We start from the raw sequence: 19,720 nt of genomic DNA, 5'->3' as shown, positions 1-19,720 counted from the left end.
TTTTCTATATCCACTTTGTGAATGAGCGTTTTGAAATGATAGAATTAAAAAAGCCGACTACTGAATTAATTTTTGTTGTTTCAGTATGTCGGCTTAATTGTTTTGTTCATTTCATATTTTAAAAGTCAAGGGCGTGCGTTAGCGAGTTTATTTACCCTTGACTTTTAAAAAGCGAATGGTTGTTGGTCTCTGCAAGGGTTTGGCTCCGAATGAAGCGTTTTGTCAAGTACCTTTTCTTATTTATTGACGCCTTATGTTGAACAACAAAAAACAGCAAACCTGTTTGATTTGCTGTTAATTAAACCGATACATAATATTAAATGATAACTGTCTTTAATACAAAATTTTTGAACGATAGCTATTCCTTCAACTCAAGTCAATCAAATAATTATTTACTAGATAACTTAAATTGCTCTTCTTTCTTATCAAAACTTAGTAAATAGTCTTTTCCTCTTTCAACATTAAACTCCACTTTTGCAGGTCCCCATGTTGTAGTAACATTTTTATGTAACACTCCAGGTCTAGTATATGTGTAAGTTACTTCTAAAACAATATCTCCTGGATCTGCACAAACTATATATTTTGCTTTTTCATTAAAAATAGCAGCTTCACCACTGATTACTCTAGCATATAATTGTTTTTGAGTGATTACATTATTTCCGGAAGAAAGCTCAATTTTCACCGCATTAGGATGTACAGCTAACCATTTAGTCAAGGCATTTTTGTTCATTTTAATTGATACAAACGAAAAAACAGCCGCTAATATAAAAATTGCAATCACAACATAGGCATATACTCCCATTGAAAAAAATTCTTCTAAATATTTCTCCATTTTCATCCTCCTTTTTAATTATTTTTATTAACATCATTTAATTTAATTGTTTTGCTTTTTACTCCAACCACTCCTAAATCTTCAATAAGTTCATTATATTTTCTTTTTCCTAGCGAAGATAAATCAAACATTTCCTTATTACCATCTTCTGTATAAAGATATAAGAAAAACGAGTCGTTGTTTCTTTGTTCTGAAGAAATATAAACTTCATTTAGATTATAGTTAAATTCCTTTTTCCCATCGTTTATTAATAAACCATTTCCATTTATAATTATTTTAGTTCTCAATTGCCTAAATATACTTATTACAACCAAAATAATGATGATAGAAGATATAATAATTGCAACTTTATATCCTCCAATTACTCCGGAAATTAAAAATGCAACAAACGCTCCAAAAATCATTATTATTAAATTATAAATAAACGAAACAAGGCTTCTTCTATATATTTTCTCCAAAATCAACCGTCCTTAGAGTACATTAATGATACTAACGTATATCTAATTTTAAGCACAAAATTACGTACAAATTATATATCTTTGTATACAAAATGTCAATCTTGATTTTTCACCATGCACGCAATATTTATTCATATTTCTTCACTCAAAAATTCGTTTAGTATCATACTATTATTTTAATTTTATTCGAATTTTATACCTCTAACTCTTTCTTCTTTTCCTGTGTTAATCCTCTCTTTTCTTGCAGTAATTTATCTATACAACCTCTAACACTTTCAGCCTGTTCCACTTCTTTTCGTATATCTGTCATTTGAGAATATAGAATACCTTTTTCTTTCCTCAAAGTGCCTATTTCTGATTTCCATTTGGATATATTTAGGGTCTTTTTTTCTCCTAAATGTTCTTTCAGATATTTCTTAGCACTTTCAAATAAAATAATCTCTGCGGTATGTTCATTGTAGAAAGTATCTTGTTTGTTTTTCCTTAACTTGACACAGGCTTTATAGGTGTCTCTATGCTTCAAATATTTCTGAGCTTGGTCGATAAGTTGTACTCTATCATCTATTTTCTTTTCGGTACCTTTAATGGCTCTTGTGGTTTTATAGTTCTTATCTCTTAAAGTAACTATGCTTTCCTTAAGTTCAGATATGGAAGTGATATTTTTCTTTTTTAAGAACTGATAGCTTTCAATGTATTTTTCTAAATCTGTATTATGGTTATATGCATTTTTACGGATAAGATTTTCAAAAACGGACAGCAAATTTTCTTTGGATGGGAGGGGGGCTTTGTATTCTCGTTTTCTGTTTTTCCTCTTTTCCTATTCCTCTTATCCAATTTAGTAATGCCTTTATTCTTCTTTTGATTTCTCTTAAAATCGCATTTTGATGTTTGATTTCTCGGTTAATGTTTCCTCTATCGGTGGTTATACCTTTCTTTTCCATTTAACTTGCCGATACACCTAAATGAATGGTCGGTATTTGCTTTATGCCTTGCCTTTGAAAAGAACGGTGATCCACTTTTTCCTGTATATTATTTTCTTCCAAATATTTGTTGGTAATATCCGCCCATGCTTTTCGCCACTCTTCCGCTTTTTCTTGCTCTGCTATTTTCTCATAAAATTTTTTTAGGCTCTCAAATGAGTCTCTTAACTCATCCTTGATTTCATCTGCTTCTTCTTCATATTCCCAGATATTGGGATAAATCTCCTTTTGGCGAAAAGCACTCATCTCAAATTCATTTAGATACGCTTCAAAATCAATCTCTTGCAAAGCCTTAGCGATTTCTTTTACTCGATCCGATTTCGTACCAACTATATAATCCTCTTCATAAATATTAAACTGTCCTACAATCGCTTCGCTGATTACATCATCTTCAATCGGTTCACTAGCAGATTTTCCTGTCAGCAAAAAATGAAGTGCATCCCAAATTTTATCAATGTCACAGATTTCTACGTTAACATCTTCTTGTGCTTCTTCCACATCATCAAGACACGTAAACTTTTCTAATTCAATATCTGTTGTGGATTGATAATTTGCTATCATCCCCTTAAGTGTTCTCCTTTTCGTTTTAAAAATTAAGTCATCATAAAGCATCATAAAACCACACAGTCGCAGCGATGATGATCACATGGACAAGCACAATCAGAATCATCGCTATCGCAATAAACTTGATGGCCTTGATAAACCAACGCAGGTATTTATTCTTTTTTAATTTTTCAAATAGCCCCATAGCTAACACCTCCACAAATTCAAATTCGTTTCACTCTATATTTATAATATTGTACCATACATTTTCGACCAGTTTTATACTTCTAACTCATTTCGCTTTACCTGTGATAGTCGTTTTTCTTGTTCCTGTAACGGCTCTATACATGTTTTAACTTTTTCTGCTTGTTCAACTTCTTCTCATATCCCTAATATTTGATTGTAAAGGTTATTTTCTCTTTCTTCATAGTGGCAAGTTACGATTTCCATTGGGATATATTTAAGATCTTGCTTTCTCCTAAGTATTCTTTCAGATATTTCTTAAAAATTTTAAATAAAATAAGTTATGCAGTATGCTCATTGTAAAAATCTTCCTTTTTATTTTTTTTTAATTTTCGCTCATTATTTTTAGTGTTTCTTTAAATTGTTTTGTCTTTTTTGCTTCTTCTAGTAGGATTTTTATTTCTTCATCTGTTAGTTCTGATGCGTTTTCTATAAGGCTTTCTAAGATTGATCTTCTTGTTATGAGCCTATGAGTTCTTTCTTTTCTTCTTTTCGCTATGTCTTGTTTTAATATTTTCTTTTCTTAATTTTTTTCTTGTCTTAATCTCTCTTCTGTATGGTCAATTTTATCTTTTATTTCTTTTGACTCTTGTCTTAGTTGTTCTAATTTTTTCACACTAATCTCCTTTCTTATAATATAAAAAGACGATGAAGATATACTCTCCCCGTCTTTAGATTGTTCTCGACTTAAATATAAAATTTAATTTTTTTGTATTCTCCTTTAAAACAATTACTAAAATCTCTGCTATTTATTATTCAATATATCTCTAATTGGTGAAACTATATTTTCAAATAAATCTTTTTTACTTTTTCTGTAGGCAGGGTGGTATGTCTTAACTATAATAGTATCATTATAAATTAAATAACTTAAATAGTCAGAAACATACGTCCATGAACTAATATCTAAATTAAGATTGTTTTTAATGAATATATCTCCTGTTCCTCCACAAATTATAAAGTCAGGTCTATATATTTCAACTTGATTTTTTATAAATTCTCTATCATCTTTTGCAAACTTATCTATCTCAGAATCATTTGAGGTTGTCTTTCCAGGAGTCTTTTTTAAGTTTATAACAGAAATAGGAGCAAGATATTTTTTCCTATCATATTTATCTAAATCTTCGACCGTATCAAAATCTATATCGTCCCATTGCAATCCTGTGAATTGCATATTATATTTCCTAAATTAAATTGTGTGCCTCAATCATCTGTAAATTCAAATAAATCTTCTACGCTAACATCAAACACTTTTGCAATATCCATAGCTAATTTTAATGACGGATTATATTTTCCATTTTCAAGATGTACAATAGTTTCTCTTCTGACATTTACCATTTCCGCAAGTTCAGATTGTTTATATTTTTTCTTTTCTCTATATTCCTTAACTTTTGTTATTAGTGCCACAATTATACCCCTTTAGAATCCATAATTATAAACATAATCGTACGAAGTATTGTAATTGTAATTACTGTTCCAATAATTAACCATCCCATCAACGCTGTTGAAATTCCGTTTACATGACCTAAAATCCCTCCTAAATACGCTATAATAACCATTAACACGCCAAAAATTTTTAAGCATATTGAATCACATCTGTGTAGATTTTTTTCCGCAAATTCATCAAAGTATTCTTTCTTATACTTCTTTACTCTAAAATAATGCACTATCAGAATCAAAAATAGAATAAAACCCCAATAGCTTGAAAACTGTTGGTATTCAGGCTGATAGTCACTTCTGCTCCACAACCAATAATATCCCGCAATTAAAATTGCAATAATAATTTTTGTTGCAACAACTTCTCGTATAGATACTTTGTTTTTCATGTCAAATTCTCCTTACGTATAATTTCAAGTGATATATTTCTAACTTGATATTATAAATATATCACACAAAAAACTTGATGTCAATGCTTAAGTTATAAATATTTCACTTTTGTTTTTTATTGGTCTAACTCGTTCTGTTTTACCTGTGATAGTCATTTTTCTTGTTCCTGTAACGGCTCTATGCAAGTCTTAACTTTTTCTGCTTGTTCAACTTCTTCTCATATCCATAATATTTGATTGTAAAGGTTATTTTCTCTTTCTTCATAGTGGCAAGTTACAATTTCCATTGAGATATATTTAAGATCTTGCTTTCTCCTAAGTATTCTTCAGATATTTCTTAAAAATTTTAAATAAAATAAGTTATGCAGTATGCTCATTTTAAAAATCTTCCTGTTTATTTTTTTAATTTTCGCTCATTATTTTTAGTGTTTCTTTAAATTGTTTTGTCTTTTTTGCTTCTTCTAGTAGGATTTTTATTTCTTCTTCTGTTAGTTCTTCTGCATTTTCTATAAGGCTTTCTAAGATTGGTCTTCTTGTTATGAGTCTATGAGTTCTTTCTTTTCTTCTTCTTACTATGTCTTGTTTTAATATCTTCTTTTCTTGATTTTTTAGTTGCATTAATCTTTCTTCTGTATCGTCTATTTTTTCTTTTATTTCTTTTGACTCTTGTCTTATTTGATCTAATTTTTTAATACTAATCTCCTTTCTTGTAATAAAAGGAGATAACATTTTCTGCTATCCCTTTCAAAGTTTCATTATTAAAATTTATAAAATACTCTTTTCAATAATATCTGATATTTCCTTTTGTATAGATTCTATCTTTCTATCTATTCCTTTTTGTTGCATTATGTGATTTTGTATCTCTGAAATAATTTTCTTCTGTTCATTTTTACGATATTAGGATGAAATAATAAATATTTGCTAGTAAATTTTATTCAATATTATAGGCTTGACTTGTTTTTTATTATTGCATATAATAATAAAGATAATTAAAATCATTTTAAAGGAGGAAGATAATGACAAAATTAAACACATATCTTGCAAATCTTGCAGTACTAAACATTAAAATCCATAATCTACATTGGAATATCGTAGGCTCTCAATTTGTATCTGTACATGAGTATCTTGAATCTGAATATGATAAGGCTGGTGAAAGACTTGATGAAGTTGCTGAGCTTATCAGAATGTCTGGAGAATTTCCAGTTGCTAATCTAAAAGAATATTTAGAAATTTCTACAATCAAAGAGATTGAAACTTCTAAAGAAGTATCTATTAAAGAAGCATTAGAAATAGTCCTATCTGACATAAAACTTCAAAAAGAACTAGCACTAGAGATTAGAAAAGAAGCAAATGAAGCTGATAATTTCCCTGTAGCTAATGTTATGGAAGATCATATAGAGGACTATAACAAACAAATTTGGTTTGTGGAATCAAGCCTTAAATAGGCAAAATTAACTTTTGCAGAACTTTAAATTACTGTCATCCTATAATTAGGGTCTGTAAATAAGTTTGTGTATCAACCTAAATCCTGATAAAAGGGCAAAGGTTGATACATTTTTTTGTGTCAGTATTTTGCCATTCCTATAGGAATGATTCTTGTCTTGTTTTTTAGATATGCTCACATATTAGATTGAAGTTTCTTTCGCTTATATTTCCCTCTAACCTATCTTCATATAACTGTTCATGGCTTATATCTATTTCTGATAATTGGTTTTTTTAAGCTACAGCCCCTTAAAACAAATAGCCAAGAAGTCGAATTGAACATTATAAGTTATGAATTTCTAGTTAAACCAAAACGGTCAGTAAATATGCCAAAATTAGGCTCACGAAAAAGAAGATTATAATTTTTGCAATCTGACTTTTCCCATTAAAACCAAAATTATCATAACCCTTAGCACCAACCGTCTCTGGGTAAACTTTAGTCGGCAATTTTAACTTGGTAAGCATGAGATAATCAAAAAAGATAATATCAAAAAGCTTATATCCTTCAAATAGTATTAAAAATCTAACAAAGGCTTGCTGAAAAGTTAAACTAAATTTTACTGTATCAACAATTGCCCAGCCTAGAACGGCTGCAATGGCTAGCAATCCAAGTATCATGATAAGTCCGCCGATTATATTGATCCAAATCGGTTTATCTGGCAACTTACTCATCATAACTTTGATATCATCAGGTGCGCCGAAATGCTTCGAGCCAAATTTCGGTATAATAAGTATAAAATTCACCATCATAATTGATGCTGTTAAGCAGATGATTGTTAACATACCAAGTGTTTTCATCAATTTAGTTCACCTCCTCTCTTGAAGTATAAACCATTTCGTAAATGGGAGCAATTTTTCTTAGTTGTGTCAACTAAATTCGTATAAATTTTCTTGCTAGTATTAGTGCTATACTTTTTACAATTATATAGTTATTTAAAATCTATAATCACAGATGTCTTCTTGTCAATGTCATTATACACATACAGGTCATGTATTAAGAAGTTTTGTAAATTCTCAAATAAATTACTCACAAAACTTTGGATTTCAATCTAAAAGATATTTACAAAATCATTGACAAGATATAAAAACACCCTATATAAAAATTACAATTCTAAAATTGTAAGTAAGCTATCACAAATTATACATTATTTCAATAAAATTTTAGAAACCTTTATTAAGATTTTCTTTGATCCCTTGTAAATCAAGTGTAAAGAACTATAAGAATTTAAATCTCTTTTTCAAATTCATCTTCAAAACTAATAATATCATTAGGAGTGCAAGATAGAGCCTTACATATTCTTTCTAAATTTTTAAATGTAATTGGTTTATCCTTGCCCATTTGTGCCATAACATTTGTTGTAAGTCCTGCCATAGCTATTACATCTGTTTTCTTTAATCCTTTTTTTGCTAACTGTATCCATAATGGTTTATAGTTTAATGCCATAATATTCCTCTTTTTCTCTTCATTAGATTTATTTAATTATAGCATAAATATTGATTTCATTCAATCTTGCATTGATTTAGTGTTTTGTTTTAGAGAATTTATTGTGTTATTCCGTCCTAATTTTGAGTATAAAAAAAGACGATAGAGTTTTTAATTTCTATCGCCAATGATTATCTAATATTTATTTTTCTTTAAATTAATTTTATTGTATAGCTTAATAATTCTAATAATCCAATTATAAAAATTAAACTGGGATTCATTACAAATCCCAGTTTATTTTTTAGCGTGTTCTTTAATACATTTTTGCCCCTGCAGGTATCCTGTTTGATAGGATAACTAGGTTTAGTTTTTCTTCGCCTTCTTCTTCGTGGATGGCTGAGATTATCATTCCTTCTGAGTCTATGCCCATCATTTTTCTTGGTGGGAGGTTTACAATTGCTAGGAGGGTTTTGCCTACTAGGTCCTCTGCATTGTAGTATTCCTTGATTCCAGATAGGATGGTTCTTTCCTTACCTGATCCATCGTTGAGGGTGAATTTTAAAAGTTTTTTAGATTTTGGAACTTCTTCGCAAGCTAAAACTTTAACTGCCCTAAAGTCTGATTTAGAGAAGGTTTCAAAGTCAATGTCTTCGTAGATTGGCTCTACAACTACCTTTGAAAAGTCTACTGCTTCATCTTCGTCAAGACTTGCTACTTTTTGCTTATCATGGTCTTTTTTCTCAAGGCCAAGTGGCTTCATTGTTGGGAAAATCCCCTCTACTTTAGATAATTGTCTAAATCTCTATAAAAGTCTATTTTATGGTACTTTTCCATTTACGACAATTTGCTAACTCTCTATAAGTGCCTATAGATTTCTAGCAAATTGTCGTAAATTTGTCGTAAGCTGTCGTAAATTCTAAAATATAAATTTCATCGCTTTTTCAAATTCTCCCATCTGTTCTATCTTAAAATCTTCTGTTGCATCTACATATATATCCATTGTTGTACTAATATCAGAATGACCTAGAATAGACTGCATTGCTTTTGTATTTATATTTTGTTCATTAAGCCTTGTAGTAAAGGTGTGTCTGAAAATGTGATTGCTTAAATGTGGAACTAATAGAATATCATTAGAGCTCGATTTATTTTTATCCATTATACTTAAATTGCAATCTCTAACAATTCTTCTTAAAGCTTTATTAAGTGTTCCATTATTGTGAACCTTTCCGAACCTATTTAAAAATACAAAGTCTTTAAATCCATCGATTGAATCACAACATTCGATTCCAAAAGTCTTTTGTAACTCTCTTTCCATAAGAAAAGCATCTTTTACTTTTTGAACCATAGGAATACTTCGCTTACCTGATACTGTCTTCGGTGTATTAATAGCATATCTATTGTTTAATCCTTTACCTTTACTATAATATACCAAAGTCCTATTTACATTTATAAGACCATTATCAAAATCTAGATCGTCCCATTGCAATCCTGTAACTTCTCCAACTCTCATTCCTGTCCAAAGCATAACAATGAATATTGGATACCATTTTTTATATTCATCACTATTAGATAAATATTCTTCAAATAGCACTTGTTCTTCTATTGTCATGGCTTTTTTCTTCAGAGATTCATTTCGATAAGCTACTTTCAATTCCTTCAAAGCATTGTCAGATGGATTAAATCTTATATATTCGTCATCCACTGCTAATTCTAAAACCTGATGTAAGACAGTATGAACACAATCTATGGTAGAAACCATCAATCCCTGATCTTCCTTTAATCTGTTATAAAAACTTCTAACATCAGATCTTTTAATATCAGATAGTTTAATGCGACCAAAAGTCGGTTCGACAAATTGTTGATACATATAGATGTAATTTTTAAAGGTATTATCTTTTAAACCTCTTTTTACCTTTGTCCATAGCTTAAAAGTATCATTTACAGATAAGCTACTTCCTTCGTTGTTGATTCCATCTATAGTATTGCGTAAAATATCTAATTCCTTTTCTCTTAATTCTTTTAGAGTTTTCGCATAGATAGATTTTCTACGACCTATTTTGTCTTGCCACTTAAATTCATAAGTGCCATTTGATCTTTGATATTCACCGTCTTTTAAAACAACCCCTTTACTATCTTTGCGTCTTTTTACCATAAAAATTCTCCTTTTTTGATAAAAGACACGCTATAATTATTATACCGCATTAAGCGTGTTTTATATATAGTTTTAGATTAAATAGAGAACTGTCTATTTAAATATTCTTCCATTAACTTTTTCTTAATAAGACGCTTACTACCATTAAATAATACAAAATCGCAATCATTTTCATCCGTTAATTGTCTAACTTTATCTTGACCAATATTAAAATATTCAGATGCTTCTTTTAATGTTAGAAATGCTTTTTCACAAACACGAACTCCTTTTATATTTTCATTAATCATAAATCCTCCAAATAATATATTTAAAATATTTATTTTAATATTTTTAAAGTTTTTTGACATTGACAAGTGCATTGGATTAGCAACATAGGAATCTCACCTCCGCCTCTGTTCAGGATGAGCCGGCTTCAACCTTAGAAGTATCATTATCCTCATTTTCTTCATAGCGAATAGGGTATCCCTCCCTATGTTCAAACTCTTACTTATCGCTCCCTTTCTTCTTCCCTTGCTTTTTGCTTAGCAGTACTTGTTTTACCGAATTATTCAGCAGAAAGATCTTGGCGGATAGGTTATTACGCTCCAAAAATGATTAATGTCTTGTCTTGGTCTATTCAATTGTTAAGGTTCAAATATTATTTAGATTGCTTTTAAAATAGAAAGAGGACAAAACTCCCCTCACTTTATAAAGGAAAATTTGCCCTCTTTGGTAACCAGAAACTATATTTCTTCTATAAATTTCTTTAGTTTTTCTAAAATCTTATCTCGCCTTTTTATTAAAGCAGTATGTGATATATTTTGAGTCTTTGATACTGCACGAAGTGTTTCATCATTGAAATATAATCTTTCAATTATTTCTCGTTCATCCTTATTTAACTTTGACATTGCATTTCTTAGTGCTTCAATCATCATTTGTGTAGCTACAACTTTTTCAACATCAACATTTTTATCTTCTAGATTATCTTCAAAATTCCCATCGTGATTTAGAGACGAAAAAAATAGCAAGTGGTTTTTCTTGTCCACCTGCTCCAAATACTTTTCGTGTTCTTTTTCTCGCCAGTAGACTTTATAAATATCTTCACTGACTTTTACCTTTTGCCCTCTGACATAAAGGTAATACTCTTTTGCCATAAAGTTTCCTCCATTTCTTTTTTGTCTATTTGTTTTTCAGACAAAAAAGGAGGACTCCTGCATCTTGGCATAAGAAGTCCTCTGAAATGAAAGAAATCCGTTCTTTCTTTTACTATATTTAATTGTTTAGACGAGAAAATGTAAAGACAGACAACTACAAGAATTATAGAAAAAAGGAGTATTTTTATTCCATTTCAATTCTACAAGGTAACTTATACACTTGTTCATCTCCCTTTCCCTCCGTTCATTATAGATAAATAGCATCCATACCTACAGCCTCTTTTGATTATTTTCGCTTTTATATCAAATGTCCTTGTATTTATGCTTTGTCTTTTCCCATTTTCCTAAGTCCATTAAGCATTAAAAACAGTCCCAACATAATCATACTAAAATCTACGATAGGTTCTGTCCACCAAACTGCTGACGCTCCAAATGCCTTTGGAAATAGTAATATTGCAGGAATAAATAAAACTAACTGTCTAAGCATTACAATCATGCCTGCTTTTTTTCCATCTCCTATGGATTGGAAAAATGTAAGTGTCATAATCATAATTCCATATAAGATGAATGTTGAATAAAACATCTTAAAGTTTACAACACCAACTTCAATAATCTCCCTTCTCACACTGAATAATGATAGTAATTTTTCTGAACAAAACATTGATGGTATCCATGAAGCAGCTGCAAGAATTGTTGCACCATACATAAAAATCTTCATCGTATCTTTTACTCTTCCGTATTGTTTTGCTCCGAAATTAGCTCCAATAACAGGTTGTAAGCCTTGACTCATACCCCACAGTGGAATAAAGGAAAACATATATAATCGCATTGTAGCAGACATCAAAATTCCCCAATCATCTCCTCCATACGCAAAGGCTTGCTTAAACAAAAATGTTTGCTGTACTGCAAATAAAATTTGCATCATCATTGCTGAACTTCCTATACTGAACATTTCGCTATAAATTGCCTTGTATTTTTGAATTTTATGGATCCCTACAAAAGCACTTTTCTTTGAAAAATAGTGGAATGTCAATATTGCTTGTACAATTTGAGATATTACAGTTGCAATAGCTGCACCTTCAATCGCATATTCACCCATCAACTTCATAAAAATAGGATCTAAAATAATGTTTAATATAGCTCCCGCGCCCATAATCATCATTGATTGCTTTAATGCACCTTCGCCACGCATTGTCATATTTCCCGCTTGAGCAAAATTCACAAATATAGAGCCAAAGAAAACTATTCTTAAATATCTCACACCAAGTTCTTTAATATTTCCTTTAGCTCCTACCAAATCTAAAAAATGAGGTGCAAAAACCAAACCCAATATCGTGATAATTACAGAAAAAAATATTACCCAGTAACAAAAATTCCCGAATATTTTATCTGTCGTTTCTTTATCGCCCTTTCCGATTGCTCTTGATAGTATTGAGGCACTTCCAACGCCAATCAATGCCGATATTCCTCCATTTATAATCGTTAAGGACATAGACACACTAATGGCTGACATAGCATAATCACCAATGAGCCATCCTGCAAACACACCATCCATAAATGGATACAATCCTATGACAATCATCCCGATTATTCCGGGAATTGCCAACTTAAATAACAGTTCTTTAGGACTTTTGGTTAATAGTTGTGTTTTCATATCTTGTTTTCCCATATGACTTCCTCCAGTTGTTTTCAATATTTTTATAACTTATGACAACTGCCACTTTGCTGCCACTTGTCTTGCTTCAACAAATTTTTTGTAGATACCATCAACTTGAATAAGTTCTTCATGTGTACCTTGTTGCGTTATCTTTCCATTAGCCAAGACAAGAATTTGATTTGCATTTTTTATGGTTTTTAGTCTGTGTGCAATCATTATTACAGTTTTATCTCTTGTAAGTTCTTCCATAGCAATCTGTAGTTTATCCTCATTTTCAGGGTCTACATTTGCAGTAGCTTCGTCAAAAATAATAATCGGGGCATTTTTTATCATAGCCCTTGCTATAGATATTCTTTGTCTTTCTCCACCAGATAAACTTGCACCTCCCTCTCCTATAACTGTTTCATATTGTTCAGGAAGTTTCATAATAAATTCATGACAACACGCTTTCTTTGCAGCTTCTATAACTTCCTCATGAGTAGCATCTGGCTTGGCAAACTTTATATTGTTTTCAATAGTGTCTTGAAATAAATAAACATTTTGAAAAACCATACTAATTTGTCTCATTAATGACTCCAATGAATATTCTTTAATATTATGTTTACCTATGCTGATTTCTCCTTTCTCTACATCCCAAAATCTCGCTATCAAATTACAAAATGTAGTTTTTCCAGCTCCTGAAGCTCCAACTATAGCTGTCATTTGTTTTTGTGGTATCTTGACCGAAATATCATCAAGGATTTTTTTGCCTGAATATGAAAACTCTACATTATCAAAAGAAATATCGAAAGTAGTAGGCTTTATGTCTTTTCCATCAATATCCATCTGTGGAAATTCCTCTAACTTCTTTGTTTGTTCAATAGATCCACTAACAACTCTGAGAGAGGTTGTTGCACTTCCTGCCAATTTTATTTGAGAAAAAGCAAGAAAAGAAATTATAATCGTCATAACTGTATTTAAGAATGAAAGTTCTCCATTAATATAAAAGAAAATACCTGCACCTATTATCAAAATGCTAAACAAATCCAAAAGAATATTTTGCAAAATCGTATAAGGTGTAAACAGTTTTTCACAATCAAGATTTATTTTTCTACTATTTTCAATAGCATCTCTGACTTTTTCATCTCCTTTCCCTGTTAAATTGAAGGATTTTATAACAGCCATTCCACCTATTTGTTCTAAAATAGTGTCAACTAATTTTGCCGATGCCACTTGTCTTTTAGGAAGAACATTTCTTGACTTGTTTTCCATTTTTGAAAGAATTAATAAGTACAACAAGCATCCAATTGTAACAATAAGACCGATCCTCCATTCAAAAGCCAAAATCATTATTGTAAAAATTATTGTGTTAATAAAACCAGATAAGGTATTTACCATAACCATTGCCGCAGTATTTTCTACATCTTCCAAAACAGTTGTAGAAATTCCAACGATTTCACCAATATTATTTTCATTAAAGAATCCCATAGGTATTTTTTTGAGCATTTCACCTATTGCAACTCTTTTATTTGCCACCATAAAATAACTTGCATGGCATTGCTGTAACTGTGAATAATAATTTGCAACACTTCTGCCAACTATGCTTATAACAAGAAGTATCAAAGCAATCCATGCAGGTGTCATACTCATATCTTTTTCAACAATAGCTTTAACAATAATGTATATTGCACTGATTTGGAGCATGTGAAAAATTGCAAACAAGAAACTTACCCATATAGAATGGTATACATTTTTCTTCTCATCACCTGAGAAGTCTAAAATTTTCTTTAAGGCACTTATCATTTTATTTCACCATCCTTTACTCCAATATGGGCATTCCACATCTTTTGGTATAACTCAGAATCTTCCATAAGTTCTTCATGCTTACCATGTGAAACAAGCTCTCCATTCTCAATTAAGAATATTTGTTCTGCATCTGTTATAGTTGATAACCTATGAGCAATAATAATCACCGTTTTATCTTTTATAAGCTTTGATAAAGCTTGCTTTATAATCACTTCATTTTCAGGATCTATATATGAAGTAGCTTCATCAAGTATTACAATAGGTGCATTTTTGAGCATTGCTCTTGCAATTGATATTCTTTGTCTTTCTCCACCAGAAACATGGCTCCCACTACTTCCGACAACCGTATCGTAACCATGTTCCATTTTCATAATAAAATCATGACAACCCGATTTCTTAGCAATGTCTTCTACTTCTTTATCACTGGCACTTGGATTGCCCATTCTTATATTCTCCCTAATACTTTCGTTGAACAAAAAATTATCCTGAGAAACAAAGGCGGTCAAACTATATAATTGCTTTAATGGAATTTCCTTAAGATTGTGTCCACCAATATTTATATTTCCTTCCATGCTATCCCAATATCCAGCTATTAATTTTGCTAAAGTTGACTTGCCACTTCCACTTGGTCCAACAAAAGCCACTGTTGTACCTTCTTTTATGTTTAGGGATATTCCATGAAGAATTTCTTTTTCTTCTTCATATCCAAACTTTACATTTTGTAAATCAATATTATATTGCTGGATAGTCACTTCTCTATCAGAATGCTTTTGTTCTTTTCCTTCTAAAATTAAGTTAATAGAATTTGCAATAGTCCCTATCTTAGCAAGACCATCAACAAAATTGATTGTTTCAAGTAAAGGTCCTGCAATACCTAAAGATAGAATAATTACAGATATAAATACTTCTGCACTTAAACTGCCGCTAATGTAGAAATACCAACCAAATGGAAGCACTGTGATCATTGTAGTAGGAGATATGTTTTTAGATAAAGATACAGGTAACTGACAGCTCTTCATCCATTCATAAAAGTATCTTGCATTTGCAATGACTTTATCTTTGTACTTTGCGTACGATCTCTTGTCTTGATTAAATGTTTTTATCACTTCTATTCCATTAACATACTCAATAATTGCAGAATTCATTTCTCGATTTACCTTTACAGATCCTTCATATTGAACAGCATAATTTTTCATTACGAGTCCCATAAAAAGCATCCCCACAGGAATGGATACTAATGATAAAAGAGCCATTCTCCAATCAAGAAATAATAAGTAAATAAATATACTCAAAGAACCTAAGAGATTCGATGTCATTTCAGGCAACAGGTGAGCGAGCGGTTTCTCCATACTTTCAACCTGATCCACTATAATCTGCTTAAAGTTTCCGCTTGGAACAGAGATTATTTCTCCTAACTGCATCTTCGGAAGTTTATCAATCATTCTCAAGCGAATATCTTTCAATACACTAAAAGTCGCTTTATGAGATACAGATAACGCCGTAGAGTATAAAACAGATTTTAAAATATAAGATAACAGACCTATTCCCATCCATAAAAAATAGACCTTGAAATCTGCAATTCCATTTAATAAATAGACTAAAATACGGCTTGCAGCAATGTATGGAACAATTCCGGCAATAACACCGATACTTGCTATAAATACAGATGTTTTTAACTTTGAATGTTCCTTATATGCAAGCTCCCACAATATTACAGCAGGACTTTTTTCTTTCATAATTTAACACCTCCATAATTGTATCCATTTGCATTTTATTTTAGAAATTCATATATTGTACCATCACAGTGTTTTATAAATTCAAAATCGTGTGTAATAATTATAATGAGTTTTCCTTCTCTCTCCATATCGTGTAGGAAATTAATTAATGTATTCATCTGTGGTTTACATAATCCACTTGTAGGCTCATCTAAGATAATAATAGGTTTATTACTAAGCCTTGCTATAGCAATCAACAATCTTTGCTTCTCTCCTCCCGATAAACTTTGAGGATGTTTTTCAAGCTTTGATAATAATCCCATCTTTTCCAACATTTTTTCATTTAGGCTTTTATCTTCACTTACTGTTGATACTTCCGATAATACACTTTCTGTAAAAAGCTGGGAGCTAGGATCTTGCATTACCATAAAAATTTCTTTATTTTGTTTTGTAACTTTTTTTTGATTAACAAATACATCTCCGTGACCTTTTGTAATACCGGTCAATAATTTAATGAAAGTACTTTTCCCTATTCCATTTTTTCCAATGATAAAATTTACTCCCTTATTAAAGGAAATACTAAAGTCAAAAATTTTATTCTTTTCATATTTTTTCTTAAAATTATGACATGATAAATCTCCATTGCTAAAATTATTTTTATCATCCAATAAATTCACTTTATAATATTTATTAATTTCTAAATCACTTTTCTCTATTTTATTAAATGTTCTAAGTTCATATCCTTCTGCAATAGCTTTCAAATTATAATCATTTAAATCTTCTTTTTCGTATAAATTTAAAGACCCATTATCAATAATACATAGCTTATCCATTATATTTTTTAAATAAAATAATCTATGTTCCACAACAATTATTATCTTATTTAATTCTTTTAATTTCACTAAGGCTTCTTTTAACCTTTCTATAGATTCATTATCTAATGATGAAGATGGTTCATCTAATAAAATAATATCATTTTCAGAAATTGCACAAGCTGCAAGTGCTATCATTTGCTTTTCTCCACCAGATAAATCAAATATATTTTTGTCTAATAAGTATTCTATATTTAAGAGTTTTGAGTATTTCTTTATTCTATTGATTATCTCTGACTTGTCAGTATTTCTATTTTCTAGCTGAAAGGCTAACTCCTCAGTGGAATTCATACAGTAAAATTGAGATTTTGGATTTTGAAATACATTTGAAATAATACATGATCTTTCAAATATATTTTTACTAAGTAAATCTAGGCTGTTATATTTTATTTCTCCATTAATATTAGCATCAAGGTATTCAGGTATTACTCCATTAATTGCTTTTAATAGTGTGCTTTTTCCACATCCAGAATGTCCTGTAATAACTGTAATTTCACCAGCTTTACATTCAAAATTTAGATTTTTTAAGATATTTTCATCATCAAAAGATAAATCAAGCTTTCTTATTTTAAGCATATTTTCTACCTCTTATATAAAAAAATAAAACTAAAATAGAAACAAAAAAAATTAAATAGTCAGCAAATGTTAACTTTGCTTCTCTAATATTTGATCTATTTTGATTGACAGCAAGACCCTTAGTTAATGAAGCTACTGTCAATTCATCAGCAGAATTTGATAGGGTCATCAATAGTGGGATTATCCTATATTCAATTAATAAAATAGGATTCTTTAAAAATTTCCTAAAACTTATACCCCTCAAATAAATAGCTTGTTTTATTTGTCTATACTCAATTCTTGTTGCATAAAAATATCTAACCATAACCGCAACAGGAATGGCTATCTGATCAGGACACTTCACCTTTTTTAATGAACAAATTGCTTCTCCTACACTAGTCGTTAAAATTATATAATTTCCCATAACCATAGGTGCAAAAACTCTTTTTATTATAATTATAACTATGTGTATAAGTGATAATATTATAGAATCATTTAATTCCCTAATATTAATTTCTATAATATTCAATATTATAAAAAGTATGATTGATTTAATCCCGGATTTTATATGTCCAGATAAAAATAATAAAAAAGTAGGGAGCATACATATTAATACATAATATATAGGATTTAGGCTTTGAATATTTCCAATTGTCATAATAAAAGAAATAACCATCATTAAAAATAATTTTGCTCTAAAATCTATCCTTATCATATCTAATAACCCGCTCCCTAATTCTTACTTACCAATTTTTGAAAAATGTTTTTTCAAAAACACAATTCCTAAGCTACAACCTACAAAAGCACCAATAAATCCTAAAATAGCCATAACTATTAAAATCCAATCAGGCATAACTTTCATCATTGTGTCAATAAATTCTTGCTTATAACCTTGATTTAAAAGCCCTTGTGCATACTCATTTCTTGAGATGATAATCGGAACATAGTTTCCTAAAGTGCAAAGACTTGAAAAAGAAAATGCTAATCTAGATTTTCCTTTACTGTCATAAGAGCCTGATTTTAATATTATTTCTCCAATAAATCCTGCAATTGCTCCTGTTAAAAGTGCCCATGGACCATGACCCATGATGACATAAGCTAAAGATATTAGCATTGTTTGAATAAAAAGCATTCCTGGCTTCTTAATTTTTGTTGAAAAAAGCATGTTACTAGGTCCAACTAAAATTCCCTGTACTAAGGGAACAATTGGCATCAAAACAGGAACCATAGCTGTAAATGAGCCTATTAGCATAAAAATAAACCCAAGTACTGCAAACAAACCAACATTAATTAAATCTCTAACTTCTAATTTTTTATTCATTTCTGAAACCTCCTTAGTTATCTATTTTTTTCTAAATCTAAAATATAATTTAAAATTGTATCTTTTAGATATTTCCTATTCTCATCATATGAATCTCTTGCATTAAGAACTTGCGAGCTTAATATCATTCCATTTATATAATTTACTAAAAAACCATCTTCAAAAATCTTTGAATCAATTCCTAATTTATTAGATATTGAATCTAATTGATTTACTGTTTCTGTTTTCAAATCTTGAAACATCTTTTCTAAATCTTCATTATATTTTTTTGATTGTAATAAAAGAGAATAAACCTTAGTAATATCTGTATCTGGTAGACACTTATCCACTAAAATTTCACTCATCTGTTCATATTTATCTTGACCTATGTGAGCTTCTAAATAATTATCAATTAAATTATTTCTATACTGATTTCCATCAAGCATTAAATCTTTAAGCATTTCAGCTGTGCTTTTATAATGATGATAGACACCACCTGTGCTCATGCCAACTTCTTTAATCACATCTTCCATTGTTGTATTCTGAAATCCTTTATTCAAAAAACATCTCATTGCTGCATCTCGAATTTCTTTTTTTCTAATTTGACCAACTTTTGTTTCCTTATCTTTCAATAAAATACCTCCAATCATTCAATTATTTTCCGAGGATTCCCTCGGTTTTTATTATATCTTAATTGAAAAATATTTTCAATATCAATCAAATTATAAATTTTGCTCTACTCTACCGTATACTTCTTAATTAATTTA

20 protein-coding genes and 4 pseudogenes are annotated in these 19,720 nt (G+C 30.0%); 1 reads left to right on the top strand and 23 read right to left on the bottom strand.

Going from position 1 to position 19,720, the window contains the following annotated elements:
- Positions 1-388: 388 nt before the first annotated feature.
- From HMPREF0072_RS07850 to HMPREF0072_RS07805, 10 genes and pseudogenes are all read right to left on the bottom strand, one after another.
- The gene (locus HMPREF0072_RS07850; RefSeq protein ID WP_004828945.1) at positions 389-838 is read right to left on the bottom strand and encodes a hypothetical protein; all 450 of its coding nucleotides are present in this window, start codon (positions 836-838) and stop codon (positions 389-391) included.
- 8 nt (positions 839-846) lie between these two features.
- A complete protein-coding gene (locus HMPREF0072_RS07845; protein ID WP_155811895.1) occupies positions 847-1,290 on the bottom strand; it encodes a hypothetical protein in 444 nt (147 codons plus the stop codon).
- Positions 1,291-1,483: 193 nt separating this feature from the next.
- Positions 1,484-2,390 (bottom strand): annotated as a pseudogene (locus tag HMPREF0072_RS12650) (MobA/MobL family protein); the annotation flags it as partial.
- Between the two features lie 45 nt (positions 2,391-2,435).
- A pseudogene (locus HMPREF0072_RS12325) lies at positions 2,436-2,831 on the bottom strand (YfbM family protein); the annotation flags it as partial.
- Positions 2,832-2,871: 40 nt separating this feature from the next.
- On the bottom strand, positions 2,872-3,018 hold the full coding sequence (locus tag HMPREF0072_RS11995; protein WP_155811894.1) for a hypothetical protein: 147 nt from the start codon (positions 3,016-3,018) through the stop codon (positions 2,872-2,874).
- Positions 3,019-3,381: 363 nt separating this feature from the next.
- A pseudogene (locus HMPREF0072_RS07825) lies at positions 3,382-3,672 on the bottom strand (DUF3847 domain-containing protein).
- 129 nt (positions 3,673-3,801) lie between these two features.
- A complete protein-coding gene (locus HMPREF0072_RS07820; protein WP_004828935.1) occupies positions 3,802-4,227 on the bottom strand; it encodes a hypothetical protein in 426 nt (141 codons plus the stop codon).
- Between the two features lie 29 nt (positions 4,228-4,256).
- The gene (locus HMPREF0072_RS07815; RefSeq protein ID WP_004828934.1) at positions 4,257-4,460 is read right to left on the bottom strand and encodes a helix-turn-helix transcriptional regulator; all 204 of its coding nucleotides are present in this window, start codon (positions 4,458-4,460) and stop codon (positions 4,257-4,259) included.
- A gap of 2 nt (positions 4,461-4,462) precedes the next feature.
- Complete coding sequence (locus HMPREF0072_RS07810) at positions 4,463-4,879, bottom strand: hypothetical protein (RefSeq protein WP_004828933.1); 417 nt, start codon at positions 4,877-4,879, stop codon at positions 4,463-4,465.
- A 402-nt stretch (positions 4,880-5,281) separates the two neighbouring features.
- Positions 5,282-5,572 carry a DUF3847 domain-containing protein gene (locus HMPREF0072_RS07805; RefSeq protein ID WP_039931263.1) on the bottom strand — a complete coding sequence of 97 codons (291 nt, stop codon included), beginning with the start codon at positions 5,570-5,572 and terminating at the stop codon, positions 5,282-5,284.
- Positions 5,573-5,895: 323 nt separating this feature from the next.
- On the opposite strand from HMPREF0072_RS07805, the gene HMPREF0072_RS07800 reads away from it, so the two are divergent.
- Complete coding sequence (locus tag HMPREF0072_RS07800) at positions 5,896-6,324, top strand: Dps family protein (protein WP_004828930.1); 429 nt, start codon at positions 5,896-5,898, stop codon at positions 6,322-6,324.
- A 340-nt stretch (positions 6,325-6,664) separates the two neighbouring features.
- Here the strand turns inward: HMPREF0072_RS07800 and HMPREF0072_RS07795 are convergent, their stop codons facing one another.
- The 13 genes and pseudogenes from HMPREF0072_RS07795 to HMPREF0072_RS07735 all read right to left on the bottom strand — a co-directional run bounded on the left by HMPREF0072_RS07795 (position 6,665) and on the right by HMPREF0072_RS07735 (position 19,603).
- A complete protein-coding gene (locus HMPREF0072_RS07795; protein ID WP_004828926.1) occupies positions 6,665-7,159 on the bottom strand; it encodes a hypothetical protein in 495 nt (164 codons plus the stop codon).
- Between the two features lie 427 nt (positions 7,160-7,586).
- Positions 7,587-7,805, bottom strand: a complete 219-nt coding sequence (locus tag HMPREF0072_RS07790; RefSeq protein ID WP_002839984.1) for a helix-turn-helix domain-containing protein — start codon at positions 7,803-7,805, stop codon at positions 7,587-7,589.
- Between the two features lie 292 nt (positions 7,806-8,097).
- A pseudogene (locus HMPREF0072_RS07785) lies at positions 8,098-8,556 on the bottom strand (lysine--tRNA ligase); the annotation flags it as partial.
- A 144-nt stretch (positions 8,557-8,700) separates the two neighbouring features.
- A complete protein-coding gene (locus HMPREF0072_RS07780; protein ID WP_002836633.1) occupies positions 8,701-9,936 on the bottom strand; it encodes a site-specific integrase in 1,236 nt (411 codons plus the stop codon).
- Positions 9,937-10,013: 77 nt separating this feature from the next.
- Positions 10,014-10,223 carry an excisionase gene (locus tag HMPREF0072_RS07775; protein WP_004818884.1) on the bottom strand — a complete coding sequence of 70 codons (210 nt, stop codon included), beginning with the start codon at positions 10,221-10,223 and terminating at the stop codon, positions 10,014-10,016.
- A 435-nt stretch (positions 10,224-10,658) separates the two neighbouring features.
- Positions 10,659-11,069, bottom strand: coding sequence for a sigma-70 family RNA polymerase sigma factor (locus HMPREF0072_RS07770; RefSeq protein ID WP_002836635.1), 411 nt, complete (start codon positions 11,067-11,069; stop codon positions 10,659-10,661).
- Between the two features lie 319 nt (positions 11,070-11,388).
- Positions 11,389-12,738: an MATE family efflux transporter gene (locus tag HMPREF0072_RS07765; protein ID WP_002836636.1), complete on the bottom strand. Its 1,350-nt coding sequence runs from the start codon at positions 12,736-12,738 to the stop codon at positions 11,389-11,391.
- A 36-nt stretch (positions 12,739-12,774) separates the two neighbouring features.
- The gene (locus HMPREF0072_RS07760) at positions 12,775-14,508 is read right to left on the bottom strand and encodes an ABC transporter ATP-binding protein (RefSeq protein ID WP_002836637.1); all 1,734 of its coding nucleotides are present in this window, start codon (positions 14,506-14,508) and stop codon (positions 12,775-12,777) included.
- The gene (locus HMPREF0072_RS07755; RefSeq protein WP_002836638.1) at positions 14,505-16,247 is read right to left on the bottom strand and encodes an ABC transporter ATP-binding protein; all 1,743 of its coding nucleotides are present in this window, start codon (positions 16,245-16,247) and stop codon (positions 14,505-14,507) included. Before HMPREF0072_RS07755 ends, HMPREF0072_RS07760 begins: the two co-directional genes overlap by 4 nt.
- 35 nt (positions 16,248-16,282) lie before the next feature.
- A complete protein-coding gene (locus tag HMPREF0072_RS07750) occupies positions 16,283-17,674 on the bottom strand; it encodes an ATP-binding cassette domain-containing protein (RefSeq protein ID WP_002836639.1) in 1,392 nt (463 codons plus the stop codon).
- Positions 17,667-18,368: an energy-coupling factor transporter transmembrane component T gene (locus tag HMPREF0072_RS07745; protein ID WP_002836640.1), complete on the bottom strand. Its 702-nt coding sequence runs from the start codon at positions 18,366-18,368 to the stop codon at positions 17,667-17,669. Before HMPREF0072_RS07745 ends, HMPREF0072_RS07750 begins: the two co-directional genes overlap by 8 nt.
- 24 nt (positions 18,369-18,392) lie before the next feature.
- Positions 18,393-18,974 carry an MptD family putative ECF transporter S component gene (locus HMPREF0072_RS07740; RefSeq protein WP_002836642.1) on the bottom strand — a complete coding sequence of 194 codons (582 nt, stop codon included), beginning with the start codon at positions 18,972-18,974 and terminating at the stop codon, positions 18,393-18,395.
- A gap of 17 nt (positions 18,975-18,991) precedes the next feature.
- Complete coding sequence (locus tag HMPREF0072_RS07735; protein ID WP_002836644.1) at positions 18,992-19,603, bottom strand: TetR/AcrR family transcriptional regulator; 612 nt, start codon at positions 19,601-19,603, stop codon at positions 18,992-18,994.
- Positions 19,604-19,720 lie beyond the last annotated feature (117 nt).

The organism is Anaerococcus lactolyticus ATCC 51172, assembly GCF_000156575.1.
In the GTDB taxonomy this organism is placed as follows: domain Bacteria; phylum Bacillota; class Clostridia; order Tissierellales; family Peptoniphilaceae; genus Anaerococcus; species Anaerococcus lactolyticus.
This window is presented reverse-complemented; position numbering and strand designations above follow the sequence as displayed.